The organism is Polaromonas sp. CG_9.7 (assembly GCF_015752205.1).
In the GTDB taxonomy this organism is placed as follows: domain Bacteria; phylum Pseudomonadota; class Gammaproteobacteria; order Burkholderiales; family Burkholderiaceae_C; genus Polaromonas.
The window spans coordinates 145587-164787 of the sequence record NZ_JADOVG010000007.1 but is presented as its reverse complement, the minus strand read 5'-3'; the positions used below and the strand labels follow the sequence as shown (position 1 = coordinate 164787).

Sequence of the window (19201 nt, the reverse complement as noted above, 5' to 3'; positions counted from 1 at the left end):
GCGTTTTTCAGGGTTCGGTTTCCACATGTCACTCAAAATCTGCGTTGCCCAATTGAACTACTGTGTCGGCGACATGACGGGCAATGCGCAAAAAATTATCGCCGCTGCCCGCACCGCCTACCAACAGGGTGCCCGGCTGGTACTGACGCCGGAAATGGCAATATGCGGGTATGCAGCCGAAGACCTGTTTTTGCGGACATCGTTTATCCAAGCCTGTGATGATGCCGTGAATCTCGTGGCCCGTGAACTGGCCGGGTTAAAAGGCCTGACTGTCGTGGTCGGCACGCCCACGCACGGCGACAGCGGACTCGGCCTGCGCACCCGCAGCGTGGCGGTGCAGCAACGTCATAATGCCGCCCGGGTATTGCGCGAAGGCCGCGTCATTGATACCTATGCCAAGCGCGAACTGCCCAACTACCAGGTGTTCGACGAGCGCCGCTATTTCACGCCAGGACAAGGCACCTGCGTATTTCAGGCCGGAGAAGGGGTTGGTGCTGTCAGCATCGGCCTGTTGATCTGCGAAGACGCTTGGTTCGAGGAACCGGCGCGACTGGCCAGGCAGGCCGGTGCCGAGTTGCTGGTGGTGATCAATGCTTCGCCGTTCCACGTTGGCAAAGGCAGCGAGCGCGAACTGATGATGCGCGGACGCTGCCTGGCGACCGGTCTGCCGCTGGTGTACGCACACCTGGTTGGCGGACAGGACGAAATCGTTTTTGAAGGCCATTCGTTTGCCCTGCAGGCCGATGGCTCGCTTGCCGGCCGCGCCGAGAGTTTCAAGGAAAAACTGTTCTTTGCGCAGGCGGGACGGGTGCAAGGCGCTATTGAAATGGTAGCAGAAAGCGTGCCCTTGCGCAGCCCCGAGGCCGACCTGTGGGATGCACTGGTGCTGGGCGTGCGCGACTATCTTGGCAAGAACGGCTTTCCCGGCGCGATTCTGGGGCTGTCGGGCGGCATCGATTCGGCTCTGGTGCTGGCCATTGCGGTTGATGCGCTGGGGCCAGACAAGGTGCGCACGGTGATGATGCCATCCCCCTACACGGCCGATATTTCCTGGATCGATGCGCGTGACATGGCCGAACGCATGGGCGTACGTTACGACGAAATCTCGATCATTCCCGAATTTGAAGCCTTCAAAGCCTCGCTGGCCGGCGAATTCAAGGGGCTGCCCGAGGACACCACCGAGGAAAACATCCAGGCGCGCATCCGCGGCGTTTTCTTAATGGCGCTGTCAAACAAATTCGGCTCCATCGTCCTGACCACCGGCAACAAGAGCGAGATGGCCACCGGCTATTGCACCCTGTATGGCGACATGGCCGGCGGCTTTGCGGTCATCAAGGACCTGCTGAAAACCACAGTGTTCCGGCTGGCGCAATGGCGCAACGAAAACGACCCCTACGGTACATGCAGCGCGCCGATCCCCGAGCGCATCATCACGCGCCCGCCCAGCGCCGAACTGCGCGCCGACCAGACGGACCAGGACAGTTTGCCGCCTTACGAAGTGCTTGACGCCATTTTGAAACGCTACATGGAAAACGACCAGAGCGTGGATGCCATTGTGGACGCTGGCTTTGAGCGGGCTGTGGTCGAGCGGGTGGCACGGCTCATCCGTATTAACGAATACAAGCGGCGCCAAGCGCCCGTAGGCATTCGTGTGAGCCACCGGAGTTTTGGCAAGGATTGGCGTTATCCTATTACCAGCAAGTTTGGCGCATGACGATTGGCCGCGATTCATCCTCGTGACATTGCCGACAGCCGCCAGCTTTTTGTCCTTCAGTTTTCAGACTTATAGAGAGACTTTTTGTGAAACAAATTACCGCCATCCTCAAGCCTTTCAAACTCGAAGAAGTGCGCGAAGCCCTTGCAGAATGCGGCGTGACCGGTTTGACCGTTACGGAAGTCAAGGGTTTTGGGCGTCAGAAAGGCCATACCGAGCTGTATCGCGGCGCCGAGTATGTCGTCGATTTCCTGCCCAAGGTCAAAGTCGAAGTGGTCGTCAAGACCGACGATGTTGATCGCTGCGTGGAAGCCATTGTGCGAGCGGCGCGTACTGGCAAGATCGGCGACGGCAAGATTTTTGTCACCAGCGTCGAGCGTGTGTTGCGCATCCGTACCGGCGAAGAAGACGAAACAGCGATTTAACCGCTCAGATCTGGTCCAGCTGCACTGTCGGCAAGGCCGTTCCAGCCGCCTGCACCAGTTCGGCCATCAGCTGATCTGCATCGCTGCCGGTGCGAATCAGTCCCATCTGCCACTCATTCATGAAGCCGTCGGTGACCGCTGATCCGAGAAACGTCAGCAGGCTGTCGTAAAAGCCGTCCAGGTTAAGCAGGCCGACCGGCTTGTCGTGGTAGCCGAGTTGGCGCCAAGTCCAGACCTCAAAGAATTCTTCAAGTGTCCCGATGCCGCCAGGCAGTGCCAGAAAAGCGTCTGCATGCTCGGCCATGATGCGCTTGCGCTCGTGCATGTTTTCGACCACATGCAGTTCTGTGCAACCCGTGTGCGCCCATTCTTTTTCGACCAGCGCTTTTGGAATCACGCCGATCACCCGGGCGTCAGCCGCGAGCGCTGCATCGGCCATGATGCCCATCAAACCAGCGTGACCGCCGCCATACACCAGCTGGCCGCCATGACGGCCAATCCAGGTGCCAACCTGCCGCGCCAGTTCGGCAAATACGGGGCTGTTACCGGAACGCGAACCGCAGTACACGCACAAGGAAAAAGAAGGATTGTTCATACTGGATATATCAAGATTCATATGCCAAATCGGTTGGCCAGCGCCAAGGTCCAGGTGCCTGCGCAAAGCAGCAGGCAAAGCAGTACCGCGGCGCTGCCCGTGTCCTTGGCGCGTTTGGACAGTTCATGCCATTCGGGCCCAATGCGGTCGATGGCTGCTTCAATGCCAGTGTTGAGCAATTCGACAATCATGACCAGCATCACGGTTCCTGCCAGCAGGACGATTTCCATCCAGCTGCGGCCCAACCAGAATGCAGCCGGCACAAGCACCATTGAGGCCAGCGCCTCCTGTCGGAAAGCCGTTTCGTTCCACCCCGTGCGCAAGCCGGCCAGAGAATAGCCGGCAGCATGCCAGATACGGCTCAGGCCACGGCGGCTTTTCTGGGGATTGGCAGGAGAGGAAAAAGGAAATTGTTCAGGCATGACGATGATTTTCGCAGCGCACTATGACTCAGGACAAATGGCTTCAGGTAGACCTTGAAACTACCGCCTTGGCGGATGCCGAAGGTTTGGCCTTGGGTGGGGTGATCGAGGTGATCAACCGGGTGCCTGCCCAGGCATCATGCCAAAATTGCCGCTGCGGATGAAAGCGCGCCAGGATGGCCCAAATAACCACCCAGGCCAGGGTCAGAAAGGCGCCTTTGGTTGCCGACACTCCCAGCATCCAGCTTGCTGCCAAGGGCGGCAGAAACCACATCCAGCTGAGCAAGTAACGAAGCAGTGCGCGTTGCTGGGTGATTGGTTGCCCATTGGTATCGACGACGCGAATATGCCAGGTTTTCATGGCCAGTGTCTGGCCTTTGGCCCAGAACCAGACAAAGTAGACAGCAAAGACCACAAACACGAATGCCTGTAATGGATGGCGGTTGTCCAGCGCATTGCGCGTCTGGCTCAATGTGCCGAACAGATATCCTGCGATGAACACCACGCCAAACATGAGCATGCCTTCATACATCCAGCAGGCCATGCGCCTTGGAATAGACGGTATTTGAATATCTTTTGCAATCAAGGAAATAACTTAATAGTGAATGCGCGCAGGAAGCCGCTGCGCCGATAGGCCAGAAGGAAGGCCTGTTATGCGTGGCCGTTTCTTTGGCGCTATTGTGCCGAGCTATTTGCTGGCAGAGGCAGAGGCAGAGGCAGAGGCAGAGGCGGGGCTGTCGGTTGTGGCACTGGAGCTGAAGGCAAAGGGTTGATTCTAGGTGTAGGGGTTAAAACCTGCTGGCTGACAGCCCGTGCCGGAACAGTTGCCAGCTTTTGCGGTGCCACGGGCTTCACGGCAGTGGCTGCGCCACTTGGCTTCGGGCTGGCGGAAGCAGCAAGTTTTTGTTTTTCTTCAGTACTCAAGGCTTGGTAGGCGTCCCATTTGGCTTTTTTCTCTTCGGCTGTCAACTGTCTGGACAACTCCAGCGTCTTGCCGAAATTCAACCGTGCCTGTGCTCGCTGCTGGGGACTGAGGGCAACCCATTCATTCATGCGGCTGTTCAGCGTGGCTTGGGCCTGAGGGGTGAACGCAGCATAGTTTTTTGAGATCTCCAGCCACTTGCGTTTTTGCGGATCGCTCATGCCGGTGTTCCAGCTCGACGCCAGCGGTGCCAGTGCTTGCTGTTGCGATGGCGTCAACTGGGACCAGGAAGGGCCGGTTGCCGAGGTATTGCCTGAAGTCGATCCACTGCTGGCTGAAGGTGATGGATGTTGAAGTTGTGATGAAGCGGTGGGTGGCCATGCAAGCACAATGACAACCGCCAGCCCCAACAAAACTGAACGCACAGGAGCCACCGTTGGGTGCGCTATCGCCCCATTAAAAACGCCGGTGCATAACTGCGGGGAAAAATCAGCAGGGAGCATCATTTGGAGCTGTCTGACTGGCGTGCAATTTTTAGGAACTGAACAAAACCCGAGTCAGCAAATGCAGCCGGCGGCAAGTCATCGGTCAGCAGCGCCGCATCCACTTCGGCCAGTTCCTGAGTCCGGTTGTCTCTTTGAAACGAATTGATTGCCAACAGGCCCACGACCAGTGCAATCAAGGGCAGCACTGAGCCAATTCGGTTCCACCAGCTCAATCCTTCGCTGGTGGACCCCCATGTCAGCGCTGCGCTACCCCCTGAGTTCATCACTCCGACTGCGGTTTGGGTGCTGGTAATCTTGCGCTTGGAAACTGCCTGCACGCGGGCCGACCGCAACCGTTCGGAAATGTCATGGGGCAATTCTGCCGAACCGGCGGAGAGATAGGATGCGGTTTTGATACCAAATCTGTCTTGCAGATTGACAGATATTTTCTTTGAAGAAATTTTCATAGTTTGATTCCTTTGGCGCTCAGCGCTTTGCTGAGAGCGTGCACTGCACGAGAACAGTGAGTTTTGACGCTGCCTTCAGAGCAACCCATGGCAGCGGCTGTTTCAGCTACATCCATTTCCTCCCAGTAACGCATCAGAAAGGCTTCCCGTTGACGATCCGGTAACGCCTGAATCTGAACTTCGATTGCACGCAAAATCTGCGCCCGTTCAGTGGCGTCCTGCGCACTTTCTGTTCCTTCGGAGTTGGTCAGGCTCTCCAAAGTTTCCAGAAGATCAAAATCTCCATCTTCTCCGGATACAGAAAACTCGCTCAAGTTGGAAAAAAGGGCGTTACGCGTCTTCCGGCGCCTAAACCAGTCCAGCGTCGTATTGGAAAGAATTCGCTGAAACAGCATGGGCAGTTCTGCCGCCGGCTTGTCGCCGTAGTACTGGGCCAGTTTCATCATGCTGTCCTGAACGATGTCAAGCGCTGCTTCTTCATCGCGGACGTGGTAAATACTCCGCTTGAAAGCTCTTTTTTCAACGCTTTTCAAAAAATCGGAAAGTTCTTGTTCAGTTGCCAACTGTGAGTCCCTGTTGTCCAGCGTTTTCAAAGCGCTAAGGACTTGATGTGTCGCTGCGTTGCCTTCGGCCGATAGCCAGTGTGAAATTATCGCATCGCGTTTACGCCTGTTACGGAACTGCCTGTTCGGACATTGGCGGGTTAAAAAACGTCGGCAAGTCGCGCGCAATGCCATAATGCTGCCTGCACATCAAAAGGCAAACGGGTCATGGCTCGGCAGATTATGTTTCTGCTTATGGTTTTGGCCTCAAGTCTCGACGCGGCTTCACAAGAGCGAGCCAAGAGGCACCCTAGGTATTTCGTTAGAGAAATTCACAAAGGTTCATCATGGAAATCACAAAAGCGGAAATTGCTTCCGCCGCGGCAGCATCTGCTCAAACTCAATCTCAAGACCTGCGAGGCGCTGAAATCCTCGTGAAATCGCTTCAAGCTGAAGGTGTCAAGTACATCTGGGGCTATCCTGGCGGTGCGGTTCTTCATATTTACGACGCTTTTTACAAGCAGGACTCCATTCAGCATGTGCTGGTGCGTCACGAGCAGGCTGCGGTGCATGCCGCCGATGGCTATGCACGCGCCACTGGCGATGTGGGCGTGGCCTTGGTTACCTCGGGTCCCGGCCTGACCAATGCCGTGACCGGCATTGCAACTGCCTATATGGACAGCATTCCCATGGTCATCATCAGTGGCCAGGTGCCGACCGCTGCCATTGGCCTGGATGCCTTCCAAGAATGCGACACGGTGGGTATCACCCGCCCCATCGTGAAGCACAATTTTCTGGTCAAGGACGTGCGTGACATGGCTGAGACCATGAAAAAAGCTTTTCATATAGCTCGCACCGGTCGCCCCGGTCCGGTGGTGGTCGATGTGCCCAAAGACGTTTCGTTCAACAAAACGCTTTACACCGGGTATCCAAAAACCGTCGAGATGCGTTCCTACAACCCGGTTCGCAAAGGCCATGCCGGGCAGATTCGCAAGGCGCTTCATCTCCTGATGGCGGCAAAGCGTCCCTATATCTACACCGGTGGCGGCGTACTGCTCAGCAATGCATCGCAAGAGTTGCGCACCCTGGTGGACATGCTGGGCTACCCCTGCACCAACACGCTCATGGGCCTGGGAGCTTACCCCGCCAGTGACAAGAAATTTCTGGGCATGCTCGGCATGCATGGGACGCTCGAAGCCAACAATGCCATGCAAAATTGCGACGTCTTACTGGCTGTCGGCGCACGTTTTGACGACCGCGTGATCGGCAATCCCAAGCATTTTTCTCAAAACGAACGCAAGATCATTCACATCGATATCGACCCGTCGAGCATTTCCAAGCGTGTGAAAGTTGATATTCCCATTGTGGGTGATGTCAAGGATGTGCTGACCGAACTGATTGCCATGATTCGCGAGTCGGGCCTCAAGCCTGATGCCGATGCGCTGGGCGGCTGGTGGAGCACGATTGATGCGTGGCGCTCGCGGGATTGCATGAAGTACAGCATGGGCACTGGCGATGTCATCAAGCCGCAGTATGTGGTTGAGACGCTCTGGAACATGACCAAGGACGCAGATACTTACATTACGTCCGATGTCGGGCAGCACCAAATGTGGGCTGCCCAGTACTACAAGTTCGACGAGCCACGCCGCTGGATCAACTCGGGAGGCCTGGGCACCATGGGTGTTGGTATTCCCTACGCCATGGGCATCAAGCTCGCCAAGCCGGATTCGGAAGTGTTTTGCATTACCGGCGAGGGCTCGGTGCAGATGTGCATTCAGGAACTTTCAACCTGCCTGCAGTACAACACGCCGATCAAGATCGTTTCGCTCAACAACCGCTACCTTGGCATGGTGCGTCAGTGGCAGGAAATCGAATATTCCGGCCGCTACAGCAGCAGCTACATGGACGCGCTGCCCAATTTCGTCAAGCTCGCTGAAGCTTATGGCCACGTCGGCATGCTGATCGAAAAGCCAGGAGATGTGGAGCCGGCGCTTCGTGAAGCGCGCAAGCTCAAGGACCGCACCGTGTTCATGGACTTTAGAACCGATCCGACGGAAAACGTGTTTCCGATGGTCAAGGCCGGCAAAGGCATCACTGAAATGCTGCTGGGTTCGGAAGATCTCTGATCGCATCGAAATTTCTCCTATTCATTCACCCCGTCAACTGACGAATCTATTGCCTGCCGAGTCTGCGCATTACCGTGCGCAGGGGAGGGCAGCGAAAAGAGGAATCTATCTATATGAAACACATCATTGCAGTTTTGCTGGAAAACGAGCCGGGCGCTCTTTCCCGCGTGGTCGGCCTGTTCTCGGCGCGCGGTTACAACATCGAGAGCCTGACTGTCGCGCCAACCGAAGATCCGACGTTGTCTCGCATGACCATCCAGACCTCGGGTTCGGATGACGTGATCGAGCAAATTACCAAGCACCTGAACCGCCTGATCGAAGTGGTCAAGGTCGTTGACCTGACCGAAGGTTCTTACACCGAGCGGGAACTCATGATGGTCAAGGTGCGTGCGGTTGGCAAGGAGCGCGAAGAAATGAAGCGCATGGCTGATATATTTCGCGGGCGAATTATTGACGTGACAGAGAAGAGTTACACGATTGAACTGACGGGCGATCAAACCAAGAACGATGCGTTCCTTGATGCAATCGACCGCAGCGCCATCCTGGAGACGGTGAGAACCGGTTCAAGCGGCATAGGCCGTGGCGAGCGAATTCTAAGGGTCTGATATGGCTGGAATCCCAATATTGGATCTGGCAGTTTTATTTTTTTGCTGATTATTTAGGAGCGACAGATGAAAGTTTTTTACGATAAGGATTGTGATTTAAGCCTGATCAAGGGCAAGACCGTCGCCATCATCGGATACGGCAGCCAGGGTCATGCTCATGCTCAGAACCTGAATGACAGCGGTGTCAAGGTTGTCGTAGGTCTTCGCAAAGGCGGCGCTTCGTGGCCCAAGGTTGAAAAAGCCGGTCTGCACGTGGCCGAAGTGGCTGATGCTGTCAAATCTGCGGACGTGGTGATGATTCTGTTGCCTGACGAGCAAATCGGTTCGGTTTACAAAAACGATGTAGCACCCAACATCAAGCAGGGCGCATCGTTGGTATTTGCCCACGGTTTCAACGTGCATTACGGTGCCGTGATTCCGCGCGATGACCTTGACGTCTGGATGGTTGCTCCCAAGGCGCCCGGTCATACCGTACGCAATACCTATACACAGGGCGGCGGTGTTCCTCACCTGGTTGCCGTGCATCAGGACAAGTCTGGCAAAGCCCGCGATCTGGCCTTGAGCTATGCCATGGCCAATGGCGGCGGCAAGGCGGGCATCATTGAAACCAATTTCCGTGAAGAAACCGAAACCGACCTGTTCGGCGAGCAGGCTGTCTTGTGTGGCGGTGCGGTTGAACTGATCAAGGCTGGCTTTGAAACGCTGGTGGAAGCCGGTTACGCGCCTGAAATGGCGTACTTTGAGTGCTTGCACGAGCTCAAGCTGATCGTGGACCTGATCTACGAAGGCGGCATTGCCAACATGAACTACTCGATCTCTAACAACGCCGAGTACGGCGAGTACGTGACCGGCCCGCGCATCGTGACCGAAGATACCAAGAACGCCATGCGTGCTGTCCTCAAGGACATCCAGACCGGGGAATACGCCAAGAGCTTCCTGCTGGAAAATATTGCTGGCGCGCCAACCTTGATCAGCCGCCGTCGTTTGAATGCCGAGCATCAGATCGAGCAAGTGGGCGGTAAACTCCGCGCCATGATGCCTTGGATTGCCAAGAACAAGTTGGTTGACCAGACGCGCAATTGATCATTTCGATCACAACGGTTTTTTAAAAAGCCGCGCAAAAATATTGCGCGGCTTTTTCAATGGCGTTGGTGAAAACTGCTGCGGTCAGAAAATAGATATTTGTCCCGACCCATATGAACCCCTATGCTGAGAACGCATTGTTCACAATGCAATTTCTTGTGTGGAACCCTAACTTGCTGCACTATGAATTCAATAGCTATTTGCGCGTATCGGCCGCGTCTGAGGAGTAATTTTTATGCATGATGGCGATGAAAATCTGACAACAGCCAACGAAGTTTTACCACGTAAACGGCGCAAAGGCATTTACATACTGCCGAATTTGTTTACGCTGGCTGCGCTGTTTGGCGGGTTTTATGCCATTGTCATGGCCATGAACGGACGGTTTGACCAGGCTGCCATCGGCGTATTTTGTGCCATGGTGCTGGACAGTCTGGATGGTCGGGTAGCACGAATGACCAATACCCAAAGCGCTTTTGGTGAACAGATGGATTCGCTGTCAGACATGGTCTCGTTTGGCGCAGCACCCGCGTTAATTGCTTATATCTGGGCACTGACCAGCCTTGGTCGCTGGGGCTGGATTGGCGCTTTTGTTTATTGCGCCTGCGCAGCTTTGCGGCTAGCACGGTTCAATGTCAACACGGCAGTGGTCGACAAGCGGTTTTTTCAGGGTTTGCCTTCTCCTGCGGCTGCCGCTCTGGTGGCAGGGTATATCTGGCTTATGAACGACTTGGGCATTGATGGCGACGATGTGCGCTGGATCACCTTCGGATTGCTGCTGTATGCCGGCCTGACCATGGTCACCAACTTGCCTTTCTACAGCTTCAAGGATGTGCAAATGAAGCACAGCGTTCCTTTTTTCGTCATCGTGCTGATCGCACTTGGAATTGCCATCATCAACATTGATCCTCCAACAGTAATATTCGGTTTGTTTGTGATTTATGGATTGTCGGGTTATGTGCTGTACGGCTGGCGCAAGGCGAATGGCCAGCAGACCAGTATGATTTCAACCTCAACCGACGAACCTGACGAACGCGGCCTGCACAAATAAGTTGTGGTACATTGAACTGATGAAAAATACTTCGCTAGCACTACTGCTATCTGCCAACGGGCGGAGACGGTAGCGTACGCGTACACCTGATTCGACGGCCCGTTTGCACCAGCAACGGGCCGTTTTTTTTGTTGCTGGTTTTTTATAACCGGACACTTTAATGTCATTAAAACCTGCTTAACGTTATGTCCTGACGCTCTTCCTCAGCCTTGCTGCCCTTTTGCAACCCTGCCAATCCCATCGAATCGAGAGAATTCCCATGACTGACAAACTCATTATTTTCGACACCACCTTGCGCGACGGAGAGCAATCGCCTGGCGCTTCCATGACCCGTGACGAAAAACTGCGCATTGCACGACAACTGGAACGGTTGAAGGTTGATGTGATCGAGGCTGGTTTTGCGGCCAGTTCGAACGGGGACTTTGAATGTGTCAAGGCCATTGCAGAAGTGATCAAGGATTCCACTATTTGTTCGCTGGCTCGTGCCAACGACCGTGATATATCGCGGGCCGCCGAAGCGCTGAAGCCGGCGAATGCGGGTCGTTTGCATCTCTTTTTGGCGACAAGTGCCCTGCACATGGAAAAAAAGCTGCGAATGACCCCCGACCAGGTGTTTGAACAGGCGAAGATGTCTGTGCGGTTTGCCCGCAACCTCATGGCAGACATCGAGTTCAGTCCCGAAGACGGGTATCGCTCCGATCCGGATTTTTTGTGCCGCGTAATTGAGGCAGTCATCAACGAAGGTGCAACCACCATCAATGTTCCTGACACCGTGGGCTATGCAATTCCTGAGTTGTATGGCAACTTCATAAAAAACCTGCGTGAGCGCATTCCCAACAGTGACAAGGCGGTCTGGTCAGTGCACTGCCATAACGACTTGGGCATGGCCGTTGCGAACTCACTTGCAGGCGTGAAGATCGGCGGCGCCCGGCAGGTGGAGTGCACCATCAACGGCCTGGGCGAACGCGCTGGCAACTGTTCACTTGAAGAAGTGGTGATGGCGGTCAAAACACGCAAGGATTACTTTGATCTCGACTTGGGAATCGATACACAGCAAATACTTGCAGCCAGCCGTCTGGTGAGCCAGACCACCGGTTTTGTCGTGCAGCCTAACAAAGCGGTTGTTGGCGCCAACGCTTTTGCCCATGCCTCTGGTATTCATCAGGACGGTGTGCTCAAGGCGCGCGACACTTACGAAATCATGCGTGCAGAAGATGTGGGCTGGTCGGCTAACAAGATTGTGTTGGGCAAGCTGAGCGGACGAAATGCCTTCAAGCAGCGCCTGCAGGAACTTGGCGTTGCTATGGAAAGCGAAACCGATATCAACAATGCCTTCGTAAAATTCAAGGATCTCGCAGACCGCAAGAGTGATATTTTTGACGAGGACATTCTTGCTTTGGTCAGCGATGAAAGCGTTACCCACAGTAACGAGCAGTATGGTTTTGTATCCCTGTCACAGCACAGCGAAACTGGGGAACGTCCTCAGGCTTGCGTCGTTTTTACTGTCGCCGGAAAAGAGGTCAAAGGACAATCCGATGGAAATGGCCCTGTAGATGCATCGCTCAAGGCGATCGAAATCCATGTCAAAAGCGGTGCTGAAATGGTACTTTATTCGGTAAATGCCATCAGTGGTTCAACCGAAAGCCAGGGTGAAGTGACAGTGCGCTTACAAAATAGCGGACGTGTCGTGAATGGAACAGGCTCCGATCCTGACATCGTGGTGGCCTCGGCCAAAGCTTATTTAAGTGCTTTGAATAAACTTCAAAGTAAAGCTGTCAAGGTTGCTGCCCAGGGTTAAGTGCTTAATTTTTAACAATACCTTTTAGATTCAAGGGCTTAGCACGAGCCTTATGTTCTGTAAGGCAGTCTAAGCAAGAGACTCTGGTAGTTATTTAAGAAAGTCACGCAAGCTCCTGATATTGCGTGACTTTTTCTATTTCTATACACTTCAGCCTTTCTATCCATCGCAACCCAAACAGGCCATATTCACCATGTCCAAACAGCTTTTTAGTCGCGCACTAAAAATCGTCGGATTTTTTGCTTTGTCGTTTGCTCTGGTAGCACCGACAGCCCACGCCGCATCGGCAAAATCGTCATCCAAGCGGGCGATTGTCAAGAAACCACATGTCGAAAAATCGAAAGCTCTTAAAAAAATAACATCAGTCCGGAAAAACGTACGTTTCGAAGCAAGCTCCAAGGTAACTCGTGCCAAGCGTCCTTCGATTATTCAGGCCATCATCCCCGCCATTCCTTCTTTTGGCCAGATGGCTGGCCTGCACAGCGCAATTGATCCGCTGGATCTGAAATCCAGCGTGGCGCTGGTGATTGATCAAGACACGCGCGAAGTGCTGTTCAGCAAGAACGAACATGCGGTGCTGCCCATTGCGTCTTTGACCAAATTGATGACAGGCGTAATCATCAGCGGGGCCAGGCTCCCCATGGAGGAAATGATCACTGTAACGCAGGACGATGTGGACACTGAAAAGCACAGCCGTTCGCGGCTTAGCGTTGGCGCCACGCTGTCGCGCGGAGAAATGCTGCACCTGGCGCTGATGTCTAGCGAAAATCGGGCTGCACATGCCCTTGGTCGCACCTACCCTGGTGGCATGGCGACTTTTGTCAGTCTGATGAACGCCAAGGCAAAGATGTTGGGCATGAACGACACCAGCTATGCTGAACCTACCGGACTTTCCAGCCGTAATCAGTCCAGCGCCCAAGACCTCGCTGTGCTGGTCAATGCAGCACATGGTGACCCGGTGCTCCGTGAATTGACGACGTCTCCGGGTTATCAGGTGGCGATTGGCAGTCGGACCCTTCAGTACAACAATACCAATCGACTGGTAAAAAACCCGGAATGGGACATCGGTTTGCAAAAGACAGGCTACATCAACGAAGCCGGTCAGTGCTTGGTCATGCAGACCAAAATCGCAGGCCGCAAGTTGATTATGGTGTTTCTGGATTCGGCCGGCAAGCTGAGCCGCTTGGGCGATGCGGAGCGCGTGCGGCGCTGGGTCGAAACCAACCCGGTGGCAGATCAAAAGATCAAGATTAGCGCTTCCGACAAACACACCAGCGGTTAATGGTTCGCGATTGCCTAGCCGGATAAAGCCTGCCGATGTGTATTTTCAAGAAAAATCGTTAAATACTGTACTTTATATTGCTATAGTATTTATAGCAAAGAACATTGCAGCAGTAAGCGAAATATTCGTTTTTTTATCTTGAAATATAGCCTAGCGCCTTCGAGATCTCCTTGGCTGTGGCTTGCAGTTTGGGCAGCCAGTTGTCGTCCAGACGGTCAGCAGGCGCTGAAATCGAAAGGCCCGCCACAAGCTTGTTCTGGTCGTCATAAATGCCGGCCGCCATGCAGCGAACCCCCAGTTCCAGTTCCTCGTTGTCGCGCGCAAACCCGTACTGGCGGGCTTTGGAAAGTTCGCGTTCCAGCACTCCCAATTCGGTGATGCTGTTGCGCGTTTGCCCAGGCAAACCCGTCCGTGTGGCGTAGGCGCCCAGTCGCTGGGGATCGTCGGACGCGAGGAAAAGTTTGCCTACAGACGTCAAATGCAGTGGCGCCCGACCGCCTATCGTGCGTACCACCTGCATGCCCGATCGTTCGCCGTAAGTGCGCTCTACATACAAAATTTCGTCACCCTGACGCATGCTCAGGTTCACAGGTTGCTGTGTCAATTTGTGCAACTCGCGCATGGGAATGAGGGCCGCATCCCGGACATTGAGACGCGCTTTGACCAAGTTGCCAAGTTCGAGCAGACGCATGCCCAAGCGGTAGTTTCCCGCTGTCGGCCGTTCCACAACACGGCCCAACGCCAGATCATTCAAAATGCGGTGCGCCGTGGAAGGATGAAGACCGGACTGTTCGCTGATTTCCTTGAGGGAAACCGCTTCTTCATGGTGGGCCAGAATATCCAGCAGGGTAAAGATGCGTTCGATCACCTGTACGGTCGGTTTGGCGGGAAGATCGCTATCGGGTTTTATCATGTGCAGGCTTTCTGCAGCAAATTTTACCTTGTGAAAAATTGCCTGATTATTGTTGAATAAGCACAAAGCTTAGCCGCTGAATTGTGTATTTTGCTTATACAGCGTTGGCATTGATGGTTCGCGAATCAATCCATTTGCCGTTTAGTAATATTTGGCTGGGACTGAAGTTGAGCTTGTAGCTCATCTTGGGACTTTGGGCAATCCAGTAACCCAAGTAGACAAACGGCAAGCCGAGTTGTCGGGCTTGATCGATCTGCCAGAGCACACCGTAGTTACCATAGCCTGCGCCGGCTTCAGGTTCATAAAAGGTATATACCGCTGAAATTCCGTCTTCCAGCACATCCAGAATTGAAATCATCTTGAGTGCGCCGGCCTCGCCGTTGGTCATGGGTTCTCGAAACTCCACCAGTCTTGAATTGACGCGGCTTTGCAGCAGGAACTGGGTGTACTGGTCGATGCTGTCATGGTCCATGCCGCCGCCGGCGTGCCGGCTGTTCTGATAGCGCAGATAAAGCTGGTAGTGTTCCGGCAAAAAACACAGTTTGAGGCTGACGGCTGTAAGGGTTTGATGACGCTTCCAGGCACGCCGCTGGCTTCGGTCTGGCGCGAAGGTGTCGACAGGCACGCGAAGCGGTACGCAGGCTTGGCATCCATCGCAATAAGGCCGGTAGGTGAACATGCCACTGCGCCGGAAACCTTGCGTGACCAGTTCGGAATAGGTATCGTTGTGGATCAGGTGGCTGGGTGTTGCCACCTGCGAACGGGCCTGCCGGGCCGGCAGGTAGCTGCAGGGGTAGGGCGCAGTTGCGTAAAACTGCAAGGTGTGAAGCGGCAGGTCTTTGAGATGCGTCACGGTGTAGCGGGCAACTCAATTGCTGTTGCCTTCAAAAGTTCTTGCCAGTATAGAGAATCAAAATGCCATGTGGGCGTGTTTTCATTCACATGGCAGCGCAGGTGAGCGGCAAACGTCGCGCGGCTTATTTCAACCGCGCCCAGTGACGCAAGGTGGCCGGTGTTCTGCTGGCAGTCGATCATGGTGATCCCCTTGTCACGGCAAAAAGCTACCAGCGCGGCCAGGGCGATCTTGGAGGCATCGGTCTGGTGCGCAAACATTGATTCGCCAAAAACCATGCCGCCGAGGTTGACGCAGTACAAGCCACCGGCAAGTTCTCCATTGATCCAGGTTTCTACACTGTGGGCATGTCCTGCGCGGTGCAATTCGCCATAAGCCTGTTCCATTTCCGAAACAATCCAGGTTCCCGACTGGCCCATTCTGGTTTTGCTGGCGCAAGCGCCGATGACGCGCTCAAAGGCGGTGTCAAACCTGATTTCACAGCAGATATCGTTGATGAAATGAACAATGCGTTTGCGCAGCGACCGGTGCAGTTTGAAGTCAGCCGTTTGAAGCACCATGCGCGGATCAGGACTCCACCAGAGCACCGGTTGCCCCAGGCTGAACCAGGGAAAAATACCGCCTGAATAAGCCCGAATCAAGGTTGCGGCATCCAATGTTTCCCCAGCCGCCAGCAGGCCGGGCGCCGGATCGGCTATGCACCAAGCGTTTTCCAACGGGGGAAAATCCTGGCCAGCTCCAAGCCATGGCAGCGCAGGCATGACGGCTTGGGAAGTTTCCTTTGGAAAAGGCATGAAAAGCTTCAGGTTAAATAGCCGGGAGCGGTCAGAACATCAATTTTCGATGCTATGAAAAAAATAGCTGCTTAATCAATACCCATATGCGTAAATGCCTTATTTGGTTCCGAAAATACGGTCCCCGGCATCGCCCAAACCCGGCAGGATGTAACCATGCTCATTAAGCTGCCGGTCAATTGCTGCGGTGTAGATGGCCACGTCGGGATGGGCTTTTTGCAAGGCTGCCACACCTTCCGGGCAGGTCAGCAGGCACACAAACTTGATCGACTTGGGTTTAAGTTGTTTGAGCCTGGCCACTGCCGAAATGGCCGAATTGCCTGTGGCCAGCATCGGGTCAACAATGACGATGTCGCGCGCTTCCATTTCCTGCGGCATCTTGAAGTAATACTCAACCGGCTCCAGGGTTTTCGGGTCTCTGTACAGGCCGATGTGGCCCACGCGGGCGCCAGGCACGACGTTCAGGAAACCATCGAGGAAACCATTGCCGGCGCGCAAGATGGACACCAGAACCAGCTTCTTGCCATCGATGATTTTGCTGGTCATGGTTTCCAGCGGCGTTTCCACCTGGATGTCCTGCAGCGGCATGTCGCGCGTGACTTCGTAGGCCATCAGGTTGCTCAACTCGCTGAGCAGGGTGCGAAAGGTGCTGGTCGAAGCGTTCTTGCGGCGCATCAGCGTCAGCTTGTGCTGCACCAGCGGGTGGTTGATAAGGTGAACATTGCTCATGAAGGGACGGCTTTCTTAGGGTGTCGGGAACCGATTGTCAGCGTTTTTTGCCGCCGAACAGACTTCCCAGTACACCACGGATAATCTCGCGCCCGACCGTCGACCCCATGGTGCGGACGGCAGACTTGGCCATGCTTTGCGCCAATCCGTCATATTTTGCACCGCGCGGACCGGTGCGGCCAAACAGCATGTCGTTCAGGCCGCCCAGCATGCCGCCTGACGCCGATTGGCCTGCCGCACCGCCATTCGGCAAGGCAGCTGGCTGGCTGGCCGCTGTATTGGCGCGCTCCTGCAGCATCTCGTAGGCCGATATGCGGTCGATTTCCTTTTCATAAACACCGGCTACCAGCGAGTCTTGAAGCAGTTGTTGGCGTTGCTGCGGCGAGATCGGGCCAAGCTGGCTGCCCGGAGGCAGCACAAAGACGCGCTCGGTAACGCTGGGCCGGCCCTTGGTGTCGAGGAAACTCACCAGCGCCTCGCCCACTGCCAGTTCGGTGATCGCGGTTTCAATGTCCAGTCCTGGGTTTTGCCGCATGGTTTGTGCTGTAGCCTTGACCGCTTTCTGGTCGCGCGGCGTGTAGGCGCGCAAGGCATGCTGTACGCGGTTGCCCAACTGTGCCAGCACCGAATCCGGAATATCCATCGGGTTTTGCGTCACGAAGTAAATCCCAACGCCTTTAGATCTAACCAGACGCACCACCAGTTCAATGCGTTCGACCAGTGCCTTGGGCGCATCGTTGAACAGCAAATGTGCTTCGTCAAAGAAGAACACCAGCTTGGGCTTGTCCGGGTCGCCGATTTCCGGTAACTGCTCAAACAGCTCGGACAGCATCCACAGCAAAAAAGTCGCGTACAGGCGTGGTGAATGCATCAGCTTGTCAGCCGCCAGGATGTTGATGACGCCATGACCTGCACTGTCGGTCTGCATGAAGTCGCTGATGTTGAGCAACGGTTCACCAAAGAATTTGTCGCCGCCCTGGGTTTCGATCTGCATCAGCCCGCGCTGAATTGCGCCGACGCTGGCGGCACTGACATTGCCGTACTGGGTGGTGAACTGGCTGGCGTTGTCTCCCACGTACTGCAGCATGGCACGCAGGTCCTTGAGGTCGAGCAGCAGCAGGCCGTTGTCATCGGCGATCTTGAAGACCAGGTTCAGCACACCGGCTTGCGTTTCATTCAGGTTGAGCATGCGGCCCAGCAGCAAGGGGCCCATGTCGGACACCGTAGCACGCACCGGATGGCCCTGCTCGCCAAAAACATCCCACAACGTGGCGGGACATGCCAGCGGCCCGGGCGGCACCAGCCCTCGTTCTTTCAGAATACTTGCCAGTTTTTCACCAATGACGCCAGCCTGGCTTATGCCGGTCAGATCGCCTTTTACATCTGCCATGAAGACCGGTACGCCGATTCTGGAAAAGCTTTCAGCCAGTGTCTGCAGGGTAACCGTCTTGCCGGTTCCAGTGGCACCGGTGATCAGGCCATGCCGGTTTGCCAGTGCCGGCAGCAGCTCACATTGAGTCAGGGAATTTTTGGCAATGAGGAGCGGCTCGGCCATGATGTGGAGTTCCTGATAAAACGGCGTGAAAGTTGCACAAGCGAAAAGTAAAATGAACGCTGTAGATTAAATCAATTGCTGAAGGATTTTCCGTGGCTGGTCATAGTAAATGGGCGAATATTCAACACCGCAAGGGTCGTCAGGACGACAAACGCGGCAAGGTCTGGACGCGGGTGATACGCGAAATCATGGTGGCCGCGCGTTTGGGCGGCGGCGACCTGGCCACAAACCCACGCCTGCGCCTGGCTGTTGAAAAGGCAAAGGCAGCTAACCTGGCGGCCGACACAGTCAAGCGCAACATCGACAAGGCCACGGGCAATCTCGAAGGCGTCCACTACGAAGAAGTCCGTTACGAAGGCTACGGCATCGGAGGAGCCGCAATTTTGGTGGACTGCATGACCGACAACAAGGTGCGCACCGTGGCCGAAGTTCGCCATGCATTTTCCAAGCATGGCGGCAACATGGGAACCGAAGGCTCGGTGGTGTTTCAGTTCAAGCACTGCGGCCAGCTTATTTTTGCGCCCGGTACGAACGAGGACCAAGTGATGGAAATTGCCTTGGAAGCCGGCGCCGACGATGTGATTGCCCACGAGGATGGTGCCATTGAGGTGCTGACGCCTTACACCGAACTGGAAACTGTCAAGAGCGCCTTGGAAGCCGCCGGCTTGGTCGCCGAACTGGCCGAAGTCACCATGCGCGCCGACAACGCCATCGAGTTAAACGGAGAAGATTCCCAGAAGATGCAAAAACTGCTGGATGTGCTGGAAGACATGGATGACACGCAGGATGTCTTTCATAATGCCGAACTTTCCGAATAAAACCCTGTAGAAAACACAACAACAA

General features: G+C 54.9%; 21 protein-coding genes. 10 read left to right on the top strand and 11 right to left on the bottom strand.

What is annotated here, in order from left to right; all coding sequences use genetic code 11:
* The first annotated feature begins 25 nt into the window (after window positions 1-25).
* A complete protein-coding gene (locus IWX87_RS09405; protein ID WP_196863260.1) occupies window positions 26-1714 on the top strand; it encodes an NAD+ synthase in 1689 nt (562 codons plus the stop codon).
* Between the two features lie 86 nt (window positions 1715-1800).
* Window positions 1801-2139, top strand: a complete 339-nt coding sequence (locus tag IWX87_RS09400; RefSeq protein WP_196863259.1) for a P-II family nitrogen regulator — start codon at window positions 1801-1803, stop codon at window positions 2137-2139.
* 4 nt (window positions 2140-2143) lie between these two features.
* On the opposite strand, the gene IWX87_RS09395 is transcribed toward IWX87_RS09400, so the two are convergent.
* The 4 genes from IWX87_RS09395 to IWX87_RS09380 all read right to left on the bottom strand — a co-directional run bounded on the left by IWX87_RS09395 (window position 2144) and on the right by IWX87_RS09380 (window position 4356).
* Window positions 2144-2734 carry a TIGR00730 family Rossman fold protein gene (locus IWX87_RS09395; RefSeq protein ID WP_196863258.1) on the bottom strand — a complete coding sequence of 197 codons (591 nt, stop codon included), beginning with the start codon at window positions 2732-2734 and terminating at the stop codon, window positions 2144-2146.
* Between the two features lie 17 nt (window positions 2735-2751).
* Complete coding sequence (locus tag IWX87_RS09390; protein ID WP_196863257.1) at window positions 2752-3156, bottom strand: diacylglycerol kinase; 405 nt, start codon at window positions 3154-3156, stop codon at window positions 2752-2754.
* A gap of 43 nt (window positions 3157-3199) precedes the next feature.
* Window positions 3200-3712, bottom strand: coding sequence for an RDD family protein (locus IWX87_RS09385; protein ID WP_280757853.1), 513 nt, complete (start codon window positions 3710-3712; stop codon window positions 3200-3202).
* A 119-nt stretch (window positions 3713-3831) separates the two neighbouring features.
* Entirely contained in the window at window positions 3832-4356 is a 525-nt protein-coding gene (locus IWX87_RS09380) for a DUF3106 domain-containing protein (RefSeq protein ID WP_231374711.1), read from the bottom strand.
* Between IWX87_RS09380 and IWX87_RS19885 the strand changes: the two genes are divergently transcribed.
* Entirely contained in the window at window positions 4298-4432 is a 135-nt protein-coding gene (locus IWX87_RS19885; protein WP_255532165.1) for a hypothetical protein, read from the top strand. The genes IWX87_RS09380 and IWX87_RS19885 overlap by 59 nt on opposite strands.
* 148 nt (window positions 4433-4580) lie before the next feature.
* Here IWX87_RS19885 and IWX87_RS09375 read toward each other — a convergent pair whose 3' ends face one another.
* Together IWX87_RS09375 and IWX87_RS09370 are read right to left on the bottom strand one after the other, a co-directional pair.
* Window positions 4581-5030: a DUF3619 family protein gene (locus tag IWX87_RS09375; RefSeq protein WP_196863254.1), complete on the bottom strand. Its 450-nt coding sequence runs from the start codon at window positions 5028-5030 to the stop codon at window positions 4581-4583.
* A complete protein-coding gene (locus IWX87_RS09370; protein WP_196863308.1) occupies window positions 5027-5593 on the bottom strand; it encodes an RNA polymerase sigma factor in 567 nt (188 codons plus the stop codon). The genes IWX87_RS09375 and IWX87_RS09370 overlap by 4 nt, the downstream gene beginning before the upstream one ends.
* 326 nt (window positions 5594-5919) lie before the next feature.
* Here IWX87_RS09370 and IWX87_RS09365 point away from each other — a divergent pair, with 326 nt between their 5' ends.
* The 6 genes from IWX87_RS09365 to pbpG all read left to right on the top strand — a co-directional run bounded on the left by IWX87_RS09365 (window position 5920) and on the right by pbpG (window position 13514).
* Entirely contained in the window at window positions 5920-7698 is a 1779-nt protein-coding gene (locus IWX87_RS09365) for an acetolactate synthase 3 catalytic subunit (RefSeq protein ID WP_196863253.1), read from the top strand.
* A 113-nt stretch (window positions 7699-7811) separates the two neighbouring features.
* Window positions 7812-8303 (top strand): acetolactate synthase small subunit, encoded by a 492-nt coding sequence (gene ilvN, locus IWX87_RS09360; protein WP_196863252.1) that lies wholly within the window; start codon window positions 7812-7814, stop codon window positions 8301-8303.
* 66 nt (window positions 8304-8369) lie between these two features.
* A complete protein-coding gene (gene ilvC, locus IWX87_RS09355) occupies window positions 8370-9386 on the top strand; it encodes a ketol-acid reductoisomerase (protein WP_196863251.1) in 1017 nt (338 codons plus the stop codon).
* Window positions 9387-9621: 235 nt separating this feature from the next.
* A complete protein-coding gene (pssA, locus tag IWX87_RS09350; RefSeq protein WP_196863250.1) occupies window positions 9622-10434 on the top strand; it encodes a CDP-diacylglycerol--serine O-phosphatidyltransferase in 813 nt (270 codons plus the stop codon).
* Window positions 10435-10693: 259 nt separating this feature from the next.
* Entirely contained in the window at window positions 10694-12232 is a 1539-nt protein-coding gene (locus IWX87_RS09345; protein WP_196863249.1) for a 2-isopropylmalate synthase, read from the top strand.
* Window positions 12233-12425: 193 nt separating this feature from the next.
* Window positions 12426-13514 (top strand): D-alanyl-D-alanine endopeptidase, encoded by a 1089-nt coding sequence (pbpG, locus tag IWX87_RS09340; protein WP_196863248.1) that lies wholly within the window; start codon window positions 12426-12428, stop codon window positions 13512-13514.
* A 133-nt stretch (window positions 13515-13647) separates the two neighbouring features.
* Here pbpG and IWX87_RS09335 read toward each other — a convergent pair whose 3' ends face one another.
* The 5 genes from IWX87_RS09335 to IWX87_RS09315 form a co-directional block, all read right to left on the bottom strand.
* A complete protein-coding gene (locus IWX87_RS09335) occupies window positions 13648-14427 on the bottom strand; it encodes an IclR family transcriptional regulator (protein WP_196863247.1) in 780 nt (259 codons plus the stop codon).
* A 94-nt stretch (window positions 14428-14521) separates the two neighbouring features.
* The gene (locus IWX87_RS09330) at window positions 14522-15280 is read right to left on the bottom strand and encodes an arginyltransferase (RefSeq protein ID WP_196863246.1); all 759 of its coding nucleotides are present in this window, start codon (window positions 15278-15280) and stop codon (window positions 14522-14524) included.
* Entirely contained in the window at window positions 15277-16074 is a 798-nt protein-coding gene (gene aat / locus IWX87_RS09325; RefSeq protein ID WP_370583841.1) for a leucyl/phenylalanyl-tRNA--protein transferase, read from the bottom strand. Before aat ends, IWX87_RS09330 begins: the two co-directional genes overlap by 4 nt.
* A 99-nt stretch (window positions 16075-16173) precedes the next feature.
* Window positions 16174-16803, bottom strand: a complete 630-nt coding sequence (upp, locus tag IWX87_RS09320; RefSeq protein WP_196863245.1) for a uracil phosphoribosyltransferase — start codon at window positions 16801-16803, stop codon at window positions 16174-16176.
* A 37-nt stretch (window positions 16804-16840) separates the two neighbouring features.
* Window positions 16841-18358 (bottom strand): helicase HerA-like C-terminal domain-containing protein, encoded by a 1518-nt coding sequence (locus IWX87_RS09315; protein WP_196863244.1) that lies wholly within the window; start codon window positions 18356-18358, stop codon window positions 16841-16843.
* A gap of 92 nt (window positions 18359-18450) precedes the next feature.
* Here IWX87_RS09315 and IWX87_RS09310 point away from each other — a divergent pair, with 92 nt between their 5' ends.
* Window positions 18451-19176 carry a YebC/PmpR family DNA-binding transcriptional regulator gene (locus IWX87_RS09310; protein WP_196863243.1) on the top strand — a complete coding sequence of 242 codons (726 nt, stop codon included), beginning with the start codon at window positions 18451-18453 and terminating at the stop codon, window positions 19174-19176.
* Window positions 19177-19201: the final 25 nt, after the last annotated feature.

Bases quoted from the DNA above. Each gene is read 5' to 3' on its own strand.
- IWX87_RS09390 (WP_196863257.1), bottom strand. From the start codon at position 3,156: ATGCCTGAACAATTTCCTTTTTCCTCTCCTGCCAATCCCCAGAAAAGC.
- aat (WP_370583841.1), bottom strand. From the start codon at position 16,074: ATGCCTTTTCCAAAGGAAACTTCCCAAGCCGTCATGCCTGCGCTGCCA.
- IWX87_RS09395 (WP_196863258.1), bottom strand. From the start codon at position 2,734: ATGAACAATCCTTCTTTTTCCTTGTGCGTGTACTGCGGTTCGCGTTCC.
- IWX87_RS09365 (WP_196863253.1), top strand. From the start codon at position 5,920: ATGGAAATCACAAAAGCGGAAATTGCTTCCGCCGCGGCAGCATCTGCT.
- IWX87_RS09375 (WP_196863254.1), bottom strand. From the start codon at position 5,030: ATGAAAATTTCTTCAAAGAAAATATCTGTCAATCTGCAAGACAGATTT.
- pssA (WP_196863250.1), top strand. From the start codon at position 9,622: ATGCATGATGGCGATGAAAATCTGACAACAGCCAACGAAGTTTTACCA.
- ilvC (WP_196863251.1), top strand. From the start codon at position 8,370: ATGAAAGTTTTTTACGATAAGGATTGTGATTTAAGCCTGATCAAGGGC.
- IWX87_RS09315 (WP_196863244.1), bottom strand. From the start codon at position 18,358: ATGGCCGAGCCGCTCCTCATTGCCAAAAATTCCCTGACTCAATGTGAG.
- IWX87_RS19885 (WP_255532165.1), top strand. From the start codon at position 4,298: ATGCCGGTGTTCCAGCTCGACGCCAGCGGTGCCAGTGCTTGCTGTTGC.
- ilvN (WP_196863252.1), top strand. From the start codon at position 7,812: ATGAAACACATCATTGCAGTTTTGCTGGAAAACGAGCCGGGCGCTCTT.
- IWX87_RS09345 (WP_196863249.1), top strand. From the start codon at position 10,694: ATGACTGACAAACTCATTATTTTCGACACCACCTTGCGCGACGGAGAG.
- IWX87_RS09405 (WP_196863260.1), top strand. From the start codon at position 26: ATGTCACTCAAAATCTGCGTTGCCCAATTGAACTACTGTGTCGGCGAC.
- pbpG (WP_196863248.1), top strand. From the start codon at position 12,426: ATGTCCAAACAGCTTTTTAGTCGCGCACTAAAAATCGTCGGATTTTTT.
- upp (WP_196863245.1), bottom strand. From the start codon at position 16,803: ATGAGCAATGTTCACCTTATCAACCACCCGCTGGTGCAGCACAAGCTG.
- IWX87_RS09335 (WP_196863247.1), bottom strand. From the start codon at position 14,427: ATGATAAAACCCGATAGCGATCTTCCCGCCAAACCGACCGTACAGGTG.